The following is a 13870-nucleotide window of genomic DNA, read 5'->3' on the forward strand; positions in this document are numbered from 1 at the left end:
TTTTTTTTGATTGAATGGAATGCATCATTGCATTGTCTTTCTAATTTTGCATGAAAATCATGAAAAAAAGACAGAGCTATTGACGTTCTTTCATCTAAGATGTATTATTCATATAATATTCTAAAAATTAAATCAATTTCTTATCAAGAGAAGCAGAGGGACTGGCCCGACGAAGCTTCAGCAACCAGCCGAAAGGTCAGGTGCTAATTCCAGAAGGTAATAACCTTAAAAGATAAGAAGGACTATGCATATATCCCTTCTTATTCTAACGAGTAAGAGGGTTTTTTTATTGGGGAGATTGATAAATAGAAGGGAAGTTCATAGATGGGATTGCTGAACGATTTAAAAACGAAAGTATTAACAGCGGACGGTGCGATGGGCACGTTGCTTTATTCATATGGGATTGACTACTGCTATGAGGAATTAAATGTGTCAAAGCCAGAAATTATCGAGGATATTCATAAGCGTTATATCGAATCAGGTGCAGATATTATTCAAACGAATACATATACAGCCAATGCGATTAAATTAGCTCGCTATGGTATCGAGGACCAAGTTGTAGCGATTAACGAAGGTGCAGTTGCGATTGCAAAACGAGCTGCAGCGCCAGGTGGTCAGTATGTACTTGGGACAATCGGTGGCATTCGAGGAATTCGCAAAACGGATGAAACACTAGAAGAAATTTTAGAAGCACTGCATACGCAGGCAACAATTTTAATCGAAGGCGGCGTCGATGGCTTATTACTTGAAACATTTTACGACTTTGAAGAGCTATCAGCATTAGTGAAATTACTACGTGCACACACAGCGCTACCAATCATTGCACAAGTATCGATGCATGAGCCGGGTGTTCTACAAAACGGTGTCTCATTAAATGAAGCACTTCATACACTTGAATCCCTTGGTGCCAATATCGTTGGCGTGAACTGTCGTCTAGGTCCGCATCATACCATCCAAGCGTTTGAAAACGTAGAGCTGCCAGAGACAGCCTTCTTATCAGCCTATCCAAATGCGAGCTTATTAGACGTTGAGGACGGTAAAGTTGTTTATGAATCAGAGGCAGATTATTTCGGCCGCGCAGCAGTACTATTACGTGACGAGGGCGTGCGTCTAATCGGCGGTTGCTGTGGGACGACACCGGCGCATATTGCCGAGGTGAAAAAACGTTTAGCAGATCTTCCACCGATTAAAGCAAAAATTGTCGAAAAGAAAAAGTCATTAATTATTAAAGATGCAGATGAAGCTGCACATGAACCACTGCATGTACAGGCGAAAAAACAGCGTACGATTATCGTCGAGCTTGATACGCCACGTCATTTAGAAACGGATGCGTTCGTTGATGGTGCACGTATTTTACAAGATGCCGGTGCAGATGCGGTGACGATGGCGGATAACTCGCTTGCTTCACCTCGCGTCAGTAATATGGCGATGGGTGCTCGTTTGAAATATGAAAAGAATGTTCGCGCACTGGCACATATTACATGTCGTGACCGTAACCTAATCGGTCTGCAATCGCATTTAATGGGCCTTGATGCGCTAGGAATTACGGACATTTTAGCGGTGACAGGGGACCCAACAAAGGTAGGAGACTTCCCAGGGGCAACGAGTGTGTATGATGTTTCAAGCATCGAGCTACTTGAGCTAATTAAAAAATTAAATGAGGGCATTTCATTCTCAGGAAAGCCGCTTCGTAAAAAGGCGAACTTCTCTGTCGCAGGCGCCTTCAATCCCAATGTACGAAATGTGGCGCGCGCTGTACCACGACTTGAGAAAAAAATCGCAGCCGGTGCAGATTACTTTATTTCACAGCCGGTGTATACGAAGGAAAAAATCATTGAGGTGTACGAGGCAACAAAACATATTGAAGAGCCTATTTTCTTAGGTATCATGCCACTGACAAGTCTACGTAACTCAGAATTTTTACACAATGAAGTACCGGGCATTAAGTTATCCGAAGATGTACTTACGCGTATGCGTGACTGCGAAGAGGATAAACAGCGTGCACGTGCAGAGGGACTTAAGATTGCAAAGGAGTTAATCGACGTCGCCGCACCACTATTTAAAGGAATTTATTTAATTACACCGTTCATGCGCTATGACATGACCGTTGAGTTAATTGATTATATTAAGCAGCTAGATGCACAAACTGAGGGGGAACAAGTAAATGTCGAAACAACGCATTGAGGACCGTATTCAAGATCATATTTTAATTTTAGATGGTGCGATGGGGACAATGCTCCAAAACGCTGATTTAACAGCAGAAGATTTTGGTGGCGAAGAGTTAGATGGCTGTAATGAAAACCTGAATTTAACACGCCCAGATGTTGTACGTGATATCCACCGTGCTTACTTTGAAGCAGGAGCAGACATCGTAACGACCAATACATTTGGTGGGACACCGCTTGTATTAAATGAATATGGTTTAGGCGAGCATGCGTATGAAATTAATAAACGTGCGGTAGAGCTTGCGGTTGAAGCAGCAAATGAGTTTTCAACACCTGAATGGCCACGTTATGTTGCAGGTGGGTTAGGGCCAACGACCAAAACATTATCGGTAACAGGTGGTACGACATTTGATGCACTACAACATGATTTTTATGTGCAAGCAAAGGGATTAATTGATGGTGGTGCGGATGTTTTATTAATGGAAACATCACAGGATATGCTGAATGTAAAAGCAGGAACACTTGGTATTAAACAAGCGTTTGATGAGCTAGGAAAAGAATTACCGGTTATGATTTCAGGAACGATTGAGCCAATGGGTACAACACTTGCGGGTCAAACAATCGATGCATTTTATATTTCAATCGAGCATATTAAACCACTGTCAGTCGGCTTAAACTGCGCGACTGGACCAGAATTTATGACAGACCATATTCGTACACTTGCGGAAGTAGCGACGAGCTATGTTAGCTGTTACCCAAATGCTGGACTTCCGGATGAGGAGGGTCATTACCATGAAACACCTGAGTCATTATCGAAAAAACTAGCGGCTTTTGCAGATAAAGGCTGGCTAAATGTTATTGGTGGTTGCTGTGGGACGACACCTGCGCATATTAGCGCGATTCGCGAGGCAGTAAAAGACAAAGCACCACGTAAGCGTCCAGACCATGATCATCCGCATATGGTATCAGGTATTGAGCCATTAATGTACGATGATTCAATGCGTCCATTATTTGTAGGGGAACGTACAAACGTTATCGGTTCACGTAAATTCAAACGTTTAATCGTAGAAGGTAAGTTTGAAGAAGCGGCAGAAATCGCCCGTGCGCAAGTGAAAAATGGTGCGCATGTACTCGATATTTGCCTAGCCAACCCAGACCGTGATGAGCTAGAAGATATCCGTAACTATATGGAAGAAGTCGTAAAAAAAGTAAAAGTACCATTCGTTATCGACTCGACGGATGAGAAGGTAATCGAAGAAGCACTAAAATATTCACAAGGGAAGGCCATCATCAACTCCATTAACTTAGAGGACGGCGAAGAACGTTTTGATGCCGTACTACCACTTGTGAAAAAATACGGTGCCTCAATCGTTATTGGGACAATCGACGAAAAAGGGATGGCTGTTGACCGCCATCGTAAGCTTGAAATTGCAGAGCGCGAATACGATTTACTTGTGAATAAGTGGGATATCGCACCAGAAGATATTATTTTTGACCCACTTGTTTTCCCAGTTGGTACAGGGGACGAGCAGTATATTGGCTCTGCTGTCGAGACAATCGAAGGAATTCGTTTGATTAAAGAAAAGCTACCACGTGCCTTAACGATTCTAGGGGTATCGAATGTATCATTCGGTTTACCACCAGTAGGTCGTGAAATTTTAAATGCGGTGTACTTATATAACTGTACACAGGCAGGACTTGATTATGCGATTGTCAATACAGAGAAGCTCGAGCGTTATGCGTCGATTCCTGAACAGGAAATCAAGTTAGCGAATGATTTATTATTCAATACGAATGATGAAACACTCGCGGTATTTACCGATTTCTATCGTGATAAAAAGAAAGAAAAAACAGAGGATGATATTCCAAAAACTGTGCCAGAGCGCCTTGAATATTATATTTTAGAAGGTACGAAGGAAGGTTTAATTGATGATTTAGAGGCTGCGCGTGACATGTATGATGCACCACTTGATATTATCAATGGTCCACTGATGAAGGGGATGGCGACCGTTGGGAAGCTATTTAATGAAAATCAACTAATCGTTGCGGAGGTATTACAATCAGCGGGTGTTATGAAGGCTGCTGTTGCGCATTTAGAGCAGTACATGGAGAAAAGCGCAGATGATGTTGGGAAAGGGAAAATGCTTATTGCAACGGTCAAAGGTGATGTACATGATATCGGTAAAAACTTAGTCGACATCATTATGAGCAACAATGGCTACACAGTTGTTGACCTTGGTATCAAAGTGACACCACAAACATTAATTGAAGCGATTCGTAAAGAAAATCCAGACATCGTCGGGTTATCGGGTCTGCTTGTAAAATCGGCCCAACAAATGGTTGTGACAGCACAGGACTTTAAAGAAGCGGGGATTGATACACCAATTATCGTCGGGGGTGCAGCGCTTTCTCGTCGCTTTACCGATACAAAAATTGCCGCCAACTATAATGGCCCGGTCATGTATGCAAAAGATGCGATGCAAGGACTTGAAACGATTAACCGCCTAATGAGTGATGACCGCGAAGATTTACTAACGGAAATTTTTGAGGCACAGGAAAAACGTAAAGTTCAAGATGCAAATCGCGCAGAGCGTCCGGCAGTTGCAGTGAAAACGCGCCCAGCGAAAACCGTACGTACAGATGTGCCAGTCTACAAACCAACCGATTTAGAGCGCCATGTGCTACGTGATTATACACCAGCTTATTTATATCCATATGTGAATATGCGCACATTGATTGGTCATCACCTTGGTTTAAAAGGCTTTAAAGAAGATATGATTAAAGAGGGGGACAAGCGTGCAGTTGAGCTATTTGAATTAGTGCGAGGTTATTTACAGTCCGATTTACTACATCCAAAGGCCATGTATCAATTCTTTAAAGCACAATCAGATGGCGACGATGTCATTATTTATGACAAGGACGGTGTCACAGAAATCGAGCGCTTTACATTCCCGCGTCAAGAAAAAGAACCATTCCTCTGTCTAGCGGATTTCTTAAAATCAAAAGACAGCGGCGAAATGGACTATGTAGGCTTCCTACAAGTAACGGCGGGTAAGGGCATTCGTGAAAAGGCACAGCAATTAAAAGAGCAGGGAAAATTCCTTGAAATGCATGCGCTTCAAGCAACAGCACTTGAACTTGCAGAGGGCTTAGCAGAGCGAGTTCACCAGGAGATGCGTGACCATGCAGGATATCCAGATGGTGTGGATTTCACGATGCGTGACCGCTTTGCGGCGAAGTATCAAGGACAGCGCTTCTCATACGGTTACCCAGCATGTCCAAACTTAGAGGATCAAAAGAAATTATTTGGTCTGATTCACCCAGAGGATATTGGTGTGAATTTAACAGAGGAATTTATGATGGACCCTGAGGCATCAGTTTCTGCGATGATGTTCTCACATCCAGATGCACGTTATTTTAACGTTTAATAGAGAAAAGAGAGGGGCTAAATGGCCTCTCTTTTTTCATACATAAAAGTGAGTGGTTACTAATAGACACTTTCGATTATTTTGTCGTTTAACTAGTGATGAATGTCATATGATAGGTGTGACATCCACCTATGTGACCTCCAACTAATTTATTTTATACTAGAAACAATAAATGAGTTGGAGGCAAAAAAATGACGGATCGCGAAAAAATTAAAGAACTGAAAAAAGCCGTTGCGCCGTTCTCAAAATCAGAGATGGGCACGAGCATTCGCCAATTGATTAATACGCTCGTACCGCTACTTCTATTATGGGGTGCTGGCTACGGCTTATTTCATGTATCACCTATCATTTCAATCGTCTGCGCAGTAATCGCAAGCAGCTTTGTTGTGCGTACATTCATTATTTTTCATGACTGTACACATGGATCATTTTTCAAAAACAGAAAATTAAATGCGGTAGTAGGGAATATCACAGGCGTTATTACGACATTCCCATACGAACAATGGAAACGCGAACATTTAATTCACCACGCATCAAGCTCAAACTTAGATGAGCGTGGTGTCGGTGACATTTGGATGATGACAACAGAGGAATATAATGAAGCATCGAAATGGCAACGTTTTTGCTACCGTTCATACCGTCATCCAATTATCATGTTCGGCGTAGGACCACTTTATTTAATTTTAGTATCAAATCGTATGAATGCAAAAAATGCGAAGAAAAAAGAACGTCTTAACACGTATTACACAACGCTTGCGCTAGTCGTTATGCTTGTTGTAATGAGCCTATTATTTGGCTGGCAAGCAATGTTGATTGTACAAGGGATTTCAATGTACATCGCAGCAGTACTAGGCATCTGGTTATTTTATATTCAACATACCTTTGAAGATTCATATTTCGAGAATGAGCAAGATTGGGATTATGTAAAAGCAGCTGTAGAAGGAAGTTCGTATTATCAATTACCAAAATTACTACAATGGATTTCTGGTAATATCGGGTACCACCATGTACATCATTTAGCACCACGTATTCCAAACTATGAGTTAGAGGAAGCACATGAAAAAACGCCACCACTACAACGTGTCACAACGATTACATTAAAAACAAGCTTCGAATCATTGCGTTATAAACTGTATGATGCATCAAACAAACGCTTCATTACGTTTAAAGAGTATGCGGCATTAAAGAGCGCTTCAAATAGAGGTTTGCTATAATAAGCATATAAAATAGGGCGTAAGGAAGTGAGTCTTACATGATTAAAATCGTGTTAGCAGAGGATCAAGGCATGTTACTTGGTGCCATGCAGGCATTAATCAATATGGAGGATGATATGGAAGTTGTGGCAACAGCACGTAACGGTGTTGAGGCATTAACGGCAATTACAGAGCATCAGCCAGATATCATCATTATGGATATTGAAATGCCCGAAAAAACAGGTCTTGATGTAGCAGAAGAAATTAAAGGACAGGATTATAAGGTTGTTATTTTAACGACTTTTGCACGTCCTGGATATTTCGAACGTGCGAAAAAAGCGGGGGTTCGTGGGTATTTATTAAAAGATAGTCCGATTGAAGAGCTTGTTAATGCGATTCGTGTCATTATGGATGGCCGCCGCATATATGCACCTGAGTTGATCGACATCGTCTATGAAGAAACCGTTGAAAATCCTCTGACAGAGCGTGAGACAGAGGTTCTTGGCCTTGTTGCAGAAGGAAAAACGACAAAGGAAATTGCAAAAGAGCTTTTTCTATCGCCCGGTACGGTACGCAATTATATTTCAACTATTTTAGACAAATTGGAAGTAAGTAATCGTATCGAGGCAATCGTTCGTTATAAAGAAAAAGGCTGGAATAAGTAATAGCCGTTCGGTATTGTGAAATATTAAAATGACCGACTCAAAAGATTAGAATTTCGTTTGAAGCAGAAAAATTGAATATCCTAAATTTAGGGTATATACTCTAATTGTGTATAACATTCTTTTGCCAAGAAGTTCCAAATCCGTTCGCTTATGTACAATTTTCAAGGAGATATGCGGTAATTGGCTCGTTTCTGACCATTTTTAACGCGATTCGTTACTTGCTATTGAATTGTCTCTTTAAAATAGGTAACGTTGAGTACGGTACACAATAATATTATGACAAAAAAGTCGCCTTCCCTACATGGAATAGGGAAGGCGATTTTTATTGTCCGGTAAATTTTTCTGGAATTATTTGCAGTTTCTGATTAAATAAAGTACGGTAACTTAAGAAACCAAGTAGCACGCTTGAAACAGAGGCGGTCGTCAGTAGCATGAATTGTACAAGTAACTGGAACATAACCGCCTGGACCGGGTCCGCACCGGCAATGATTTGGCCACTCATCATACCAGGGAGCTGTACAAGACCAATTGTTTTTTGGCTTTCAATTGTCGGTAGCATACTCGCTTTAATCGATGTAATGAGCTGGCGGTGAATGGCCTGCTTCGGCGTGCCACCGAGTGATAAAATAAGCTCGACTTCCTGTTCGTGTGCCTCGATTTCGGCGGTGAATCGGTTGAGAAATAAAATACTCATAACCATTGAGTTGCCGATTGCCATGCCGCTCAGTGGAATAATATATTGTGCTGTAGCCGGTACAATATGAAATCCTACTAATACGCTCATGACAATGGCTTCAATCACACATAAGCTTAGCGCCAACTTCCACGTAATGCCGTTGATTTGGGCGCCTTTTTTGCGTGCATTCAGCGTTGCCACGGCAATCATGATTGCGACCATTAAGAAGCTAAATACCACATTTTGCTGGTCAAAAATGAGCTGTAATACATATCCAATTGCAAGCAGCTGAACGATGGCACGAATCGTAGCGATGATGACATCTTTACCAAGTTGTAAATTTAATGCTTTCGATAAGACAAGTGGAATACAGACGAATGCGAGTGTAATCGCTAGCGTTGTAAACGTCATAAAAGCTCACCTCGCATAAATTGTTGGACGCGTTCGTTTTGTGAGGTTTCTAGTAAATGAATGCTGCCGCTCTCGATTAATTGGCCACGATGCATTAGCCACATATAATCCCCAATGCGACGAGCCTGCTCTAAATTATGCGTAATCCAGATAATCGTGACACCACGCTGTTTCATCGTTACAATCAATTGCTCAATTTCCGTTACCGAATGCGGGTCAAGCGCAGAGGTGATTTCATCCAGTAACAGTACATCGGTCGGATTTATAAGTGTTCTTGCAATCGATAATTTTTGGCGCTGTCCACCAGAAAGGTCATGCGCTTTTTTATGTATATTTTTAGCATCTAAGCCGACTTGCTGAAGTGCCTGTATCGCCTCGTCTTTGCTTAATGTTTCACCTTGAAGTTGTCGCGGTAAATTTAAATTATCATAGACGCTTCCTTTAATCATTGGTGCATCTTGTAAGGCCATGCCAACACAGCGGCGTAAGGTTAGTGGATTGTATGTTTTTAACTCCTGATCATTATAAAAAATAGTCCCATCTGTAGGCGATAATAACGCGTTACATAATTTTAAAATGGTTGTTTTGCCTGCGCCAGAAGGACCGACGAGTGTGGTAATCTGCCCTTTTGGAAACTGTCCGGAAATCGTATTGATAATCTGTGTATCTTGCATCGTAACAGAAATATTATGAAAAGTAATGGCTGCGGTCATATGCAAAACCTCCTTCTGTAGTAGCGTAACATATCATTATTTAAAAACTATTAAAATCTTGCGATGATAGTGTGAAAAATTCGACTCGAAAAAAATCTACTTTATAATGAAGAAAAAGGAGGTGTACACCGAATGATGAATGAGGGCGTAAGGCCAACCGACGAACAATGGGCAGCCATTGAGACAAATGATAAAACGTATAATGAGTGTTTTTTATATGGGGTGCATTCGACGAAAATTTGTTGTAAGCCAAGTTGTCCATCACGTCTTCCTCACCGGGAAAAGGTGTGCATCTTTCATTCACTTGAAGAGGCGATGGCGCAAGGATTTCGACCATGCAAGCGTTGTCGGCCTGAAAATGTGATATTGCCGAATGACGAATGGGTGGCGCTTATTAATGCATTTTTAGAAACGCATTATATGTATGATGTGACACTTGATAAGCTTGCGGCGTGTTTTCATGGCAGTAAATTTCACTTGAGTCGTATTTATAAAGAAATGACGGGGGAGACGCTTACACAGCATATTACACAGCTACGTTTAACAGAGGCCAAACGTCTACTGAATAATACGACGCTACGTACGCATCCATGAGATTGCCGCACGTGTAGGATTTCATAGTAGTGCCTATTTTGTAGCGGTATTTAAGCAGTACGAGCAACAAACACCAAAGCAATATCAGTTGAAAGCGAGGAATAAACGATGAATTACACTACATTAGCAGTACCGAATGATGTTCTCTATATAGCAGCAACAAATAAAGGCTTATGCTATGTGGGAAATGAAGAGCAGGAACTATTTGATTATGCGGCGAAGCGTAAGGAAGTACTGGTACAAGGTAATGAGGCAATGTCAGTTTATCGTACACAGTTCGCACGTTATTTTTCAGGGAACTTAGAAACCTTTCATCTCACATTAGATGTCACAGGAACGGCGCTTCAACAACAAGTTTGGCAAACACTGATGACGATTCCGTTTGGTGAGGTGTGGACCTATTCAGATGTCGCAGAAAAAATCGGCAAACCAACTGCTGTGCGCGCTGTTGCGAATGCGATTGGACGCAATCCAGTGCTTGTCGTTATTCCTTGTCACCGCGTTATCGGCAAAAATCGAAAGTTAACAGGTTTCCGCAGTGGGCTAGCGATGAAGAAAACATTGCTTCATCTTGAAGGCTTTACAACATATAAAGAATAATAAACATTGAGCTCCTTACATCTAGATGTGAGAAGCTTTTTTTGCGTAACGACTTGTGACAAGTCAGAAGGTTTTTAATTTCACTTGAAAGAGCTATAATAGAGCTACATCCAGAAAACAGGCGAAGATTGTAGATGACGTAAGACGCTTCGTCTGATACGATGTATCATGTTTATACATATGGTTTCGTGGGAGCGGAAACGAATTGCATATAAAAAGGTATTTTGGGGAACGTAATTAAGAAGTGAACCACGTTCTTAACTTAACTTTTAGAAGAAGGGACTAATTATTATGAAATCAATCTATTCAGATGATAGTTTAGCGTTACATACAGACCTTTATCAAATCAACATGGCAGAAACGTATTGGGCAGATGGCATTCACAATCGTAAAGCAATTTTTGAACTTTATTTTAGAAAGCTACCATTTGGGAATGGGTATGCAGTATTTGCCGGCTTAGAGCGTATGCTAGAGTACTTACGCAACTTTAAATTTAGCGAATCGGATTTAGCTTATTTGCAACAAGAGGTTGGCTATAAAGAAGATTTTATTAATTATTTACGCGATATCCGTTTTACAGGGGATATGTATTCAATGCTTGAAGGTGAGTTAGTCTTTGGTAATGAACCAATTGTACGCATTGAGGCACCACTTGTAGAGGCACAATTAATTGAGACAGCATTACTAAATATCGTGAATTACCAAACACTTATCGCAACAAAAGCGAGCCGCATCAAGCATGTGGCGGGTGAAGAAACGGTCATGGAATTTGGTACACGTCGAGCACAGGAAATGGACGCAGCGATTTGGGGTACGCGTGCTGCGATTATTGGTGGTTTTGATTCAACAAGTAATGTACGAGCGGGTAAATTATTCGATTTACCAGTTGCGGGTACACATGCGCATTCACTTGTGCAATCATACCGTAGCGACTATGAGGCATTTCATGCGTATGCACGTCGTCATAAAGATTGTGTCTTTTTAGTCGACACATACGATACATTAAAATCTGGTGTACCGATGGCGATTAAAGTAGCGAAAGAACTTGGCGATAAAATTAACTTTATCGGTGTTCGTTTAGATAGCGGGGATATCGCATTCTTATCAAAAGAAGCGCGTCGTATGCTAGACGAAGCGGGATTCCCAGAAGCGAAAATTGTCGTATCAAATGATTTAGACGAATATACAATGCTGAATTTACGTGCGCAAAATGCACGTGTTGATTTATGGGGAATCGGCACAAAAATTATTACAGCGTATGATCAACCCGCATTAGGTGCTGTTTATAAAATTGTTTCAATTGAAGATGAAAATGGTGTTATGCAAGATACAATCAAAATTTCTGCTAATGCAGAAAAGGTGACAACCCCTGGACATAAAAAGGTATATCGCATCATCGACCGTGAAAATGGCAAAGCAGAGGGCGATTATATTTGTATGCATGATGAGGACCCAAGCTCAGAGGAACGTTTAAAAATGTTCCACCCAGTACACACATTCATTTCAAAATTTGTAACGAACTTTGAAGCGAAAAACTTACACGAAAAAGTGATTGCAAATGGTGAAGTTGTTTACGAATCACCAACTGTGGAAGAGATGAAACAATATGCTTTCGCAAATCTTGACCAGTTATGGGATGAATACAAACGTTCATTAAATCCAGAAGCATACCCAGTGGATTTAAGTCAAAAATGTTGGGATAATAAAATGCGTAATATCGAAGAAGTAAAGGAAATGGTACAACGCACTGTAGATGAAATTGAGGGGGCATAAGCATGACATTGCAACAACAAATCATTGAAGAGCTTCATGTACAACCAACCATTGATGCGGAGCAAGAAATTCGTCGCACCATTGATTTTTTAAAAGACTATGCACATAAATATAGCTTTGTAAAAGGCTTTGTGCTAGGTATTTCAGGCGGACAAGATTCTACGCTTGCTGGTAAATTAGCGCAGCTTGCAGTCGATGAGTTAAATGAAGAAGCAGGCACCGCAACGTATTCATTTTGGGCGGTACGCTTACCATATGGTATTCAAGCAGATGAGAAAGACTGTGAGGATGCACTTGCATTTATTCAACCAACGAAAACGTATACAGTCAATATTAAACCAGCTGTTGATGCGGGCGTTAGTGCGTTAAAAGAAGCGGGTATTGAACTAAGCGATTTTGTTAAGGGGAATGAAAAAGCGCGTGAACGTATGAAAGTACAGTTTGCGATTGCGGCAGTGAATGCGGGCGTTGTCCTTGGTACAGATCATGCAGCAGAGGCGATTACAGGCTTCTATACGAAGTTTGGTGACGGGGCAGCAGATTTAACTCCGCTTTGGCGCTTGAATAAACGCCAAGGCAAGGCGTTACTAAAAGCACTAGATTGTCCAACTCATTTATATGAGAAAAAGCCAACAGCCGACCTAGAAGAAAATCGACCAGGTATTCCCGATGAGGATGCACTAGGTGTGACATATGAGCAAATCGATGATTACTTAGAAGGTAAACAAATCGATGAAGCGGCACAGAAGATTTTAGAAGGTCACTATTTAAAAACACAGCATAAACGTCATCTACCAATTACGGTATATGATGATTTTTGGAAATAATAAGCGAGGGGAAGCTTTGACATACGTGTAAAAATCACCTCTCCTATGAGCATAAAAAAACCGGAATCGCGCGAAAGTGCGGTTCCGGTTTTTCGTTGCAAACGCTAAAAAAGAAACATGACGTGTTGTATCCCAGTCTCCCTTTTTTTATTAGTTGTATTTAAAACGTCAAATTGATTTTTATCTTATTTCACAATTGCTGGCTACAATAAATGATAGAAACAACTTGAAGGGAGTTTTAAAACGTGAACTATCAATTGGGTGGAGCAGTGGTAATAGCAGGATTATTATTAGCAGGTTGTGGAGAAAATACAACTTCAGTAAACAGTGAAAATACAACCATTTCAGAAAATCAAACGACCGCAGCACCAGTAGACAATCGTTTAAAAGAACCAGCAAAGGATGAAAAATGTGCATTCTGTAACATGAAGGTTTATCAAAAAAACAATAAATTAGGTGCTTTTACGGCTCAGGCAATCGATGACAAAGGAAAAAATTTATTTTTTGATGACGCGGGTTGCATGTTGAACTACGAACGAGAACATAACGTAACACTTGAAAAATTTGTGCGAGATTACGATTCAAAAGAGTGGATTCATTTAGAGGATGCAGCTGTTGTAGCAGGCGATATTAAAACACCAATGAATTACGGCTTTGCTTATTTTGCACAGAAGGCGGATGCACAGAAGTTTATCGATAAGCATGAAGGATCAAAACTAGTTGCGGTAGAGGACATAGATGATAAGGCACATGAAAAAATGAAGATGAAAATGAACATGCAAAGTGAACAGATGGACGATTCAACGGAGTCACATGGGCATTAAA

12 protein-coding genes and 1 riboswitch are annotated in these 13870 nt (G+C 40.9%); of the genes, 10 read left to right on the forward strand and 2 right to left on the reverse strand.

All coding sequences use genetic code 11. The features are described 5' to 3' along the window. Positions 1-137 precede the first annotated feature (137 nt). Positions 138-239: riboswitch (SAM riboswitch) on the forward strand. An 85-nt stretch (positions 240-324) separates the two neighbouring features. The 4 genes from ACFSY7_RS16320 (at position 325) to ACFSY7_RS16335 (ending at position 7451) form a co-directional block, all read left to right on the forward strand. Continuing rightward, the gene (locus ACFSY7_RS16320) at positions 325-2184 is read left to right on the forward strand and encodes a bifunctional homocysteine S-methyltransferase/methylenetetrahydrofolate reductase (protein WP_139996148.1); all 1860 of its coding nucleotides are present in this window, start codon (positions 325-327) and stop codon (positions 2182-2184) included. Further along, complete coding sequence (gene metH / locus ACFSY7_RS16325; protein WP_380148714.1) at positions 2165-5593, forward strand: methionine synthase; 3429 nt, start codon at positions 2165-2167, stop codon at positions 5591-5593. The genes ACFSY7_RS16320 and metH overlap by 20 nt, the downstream gene beginning before the upstream one ends. Before the next feature lie 191 nt (positions 5594-5784). Continuing rightward, complete coding sequence (locus ACFSY7_RS16330; RefSeq protein ID WP_380148715.1) at positions 5785-6807, forward strand: fatty acid desaturase; 1023 nt, start codon at positions 5785-5787, stop codon at positions 6805-6807. A gap of 38 nt (positions 6808-6845) precedes the next feature. Beyond that, positions 6846-7451 (forward strand): response regulator transcription factor, encoded by a 606-nt coding sequence (locus tag ACFSY7_RS16335; RefSeq protein WP_126989621.1) that lies wholly within the window; start codon positions 6846-6848, stop codon positions 7449-7451. Positions 7452-7773: 322 nt separating this feature from the next. Here ACFSY7_RS16335 and ACFSY7_RS16340 read toward each other — a convergent pair whose 3' ends face one another. Together ACFSY7_RS16340 and ACFSY7_RS16345 are read right to left on the reverse strand one after the other, a co-directional pair. Further along, positions 7774-8538, reverse strand: a complete 765-nt coding sequence (locus tag ACFSY7_RS16340) for an ABC transporter permease (RefSeq protein ID WP_126989620.1) — start codon at positions 8536-8538, stop codon at positions 7774-7776. After that, a complete protein-coding gene (locus ACFSY7_RS16345; RefSeq protein WP_126989619.1) occupies positions 8535-9251 on the reverse strand; it encodes an ABC transporter ATP-binding protein in 717 nt (238 codons plus the stop codon). Before ACFSY7_RS16345 ends, ACFSY7_RS16340 begins: the two co-directional genes overlap by 4 nt. 132 nt (positions 9252-9383) lie before the next feature. Between ACFSY7_RS16345 and ACFSY7_RS16350 the strand changes: the two genes are divergently transcribed. From ACFSY7_RS16350 to ACFSY7_RS16375, 6 genes are all read left to right on the forward strand, one after another. Beyond that, positions 9384-9845, forward strand: coding sequence for an Ada metal-binding domain-containing protein (locus ACFSY7_RS16350; RefSeq protein WP_380148716.1), 462 nt, complete (start codon positions 9384-9386; stop codon positions 9843-9845). 1 nt (position 9846) lies between these two features. Next, positions 9847-9957, forward strand: a complete 111-nt coding sequence (locus ACFSY7_RS16355) for an AraC family transcriptional regulator (protein ID WP_380148732.1) — start codon at positions 9847-9849, stop codon at positions 9955-9957. Next, complete coding sequence (locus tag ACFSY7_RS16360; RefSeq protein WP_380148717.1) at positions 9954-10445, forward strand: methylated-DNA--[protein]-cysteine S-methyltransferase; 492 nt, start codon at positions 9954-9956, stop codon at positions 10443-10445. The genes ACFSY7_RS16355 and ACFSY7_RS16360 overlap by 4 nt, the downstream gene beginning before the upstream one ends. 291 nt (positions 10446-10736) lie before the next feature. Then, positions 10737-12218, forward strand: a complete 1482-nt coding sequence (locus tag ACFSY7_RS16365) for a nicotinate phosphoribosyltransferase (protein ID WP_126989616.1) — start codon at positions 10737-10739, stop codon at positions 12216-12218. Positions 12219-12220: 2 nt separating this feature from the next. Then, entirely contained in the window at positions 12221-13045 is an 825-nt protein-coding gene (gene nadE / locus ACFSY7_RS16370; RefSeq protein ID WP_126989615.1) for an ammonia-dependent NAD(+) synthetase, read from the forward strand. Positions 13046-13290: 245 nt separating this feature from the next. Then, entirely contained in the window at positions 13291-13869 is a 579-nt protein-coding gene (locus tag ACFSY7_RS16375; RefSeq protein ID WP_126989614.1) for a nitrous oxide reductase accessory protein NosL, read from the forward strand. The last annotated feature ends 1 nt before the right edge of the window (position 13870 follow it).

This window comes from Kurthia populi, from assembly GCF_042686175.1.
Taxonomy (GTDB): Bacteria; Bacillota; Bacilli; order Bacillales_A; family Planococcaceae; genus Kurthia; species Kurthia populi.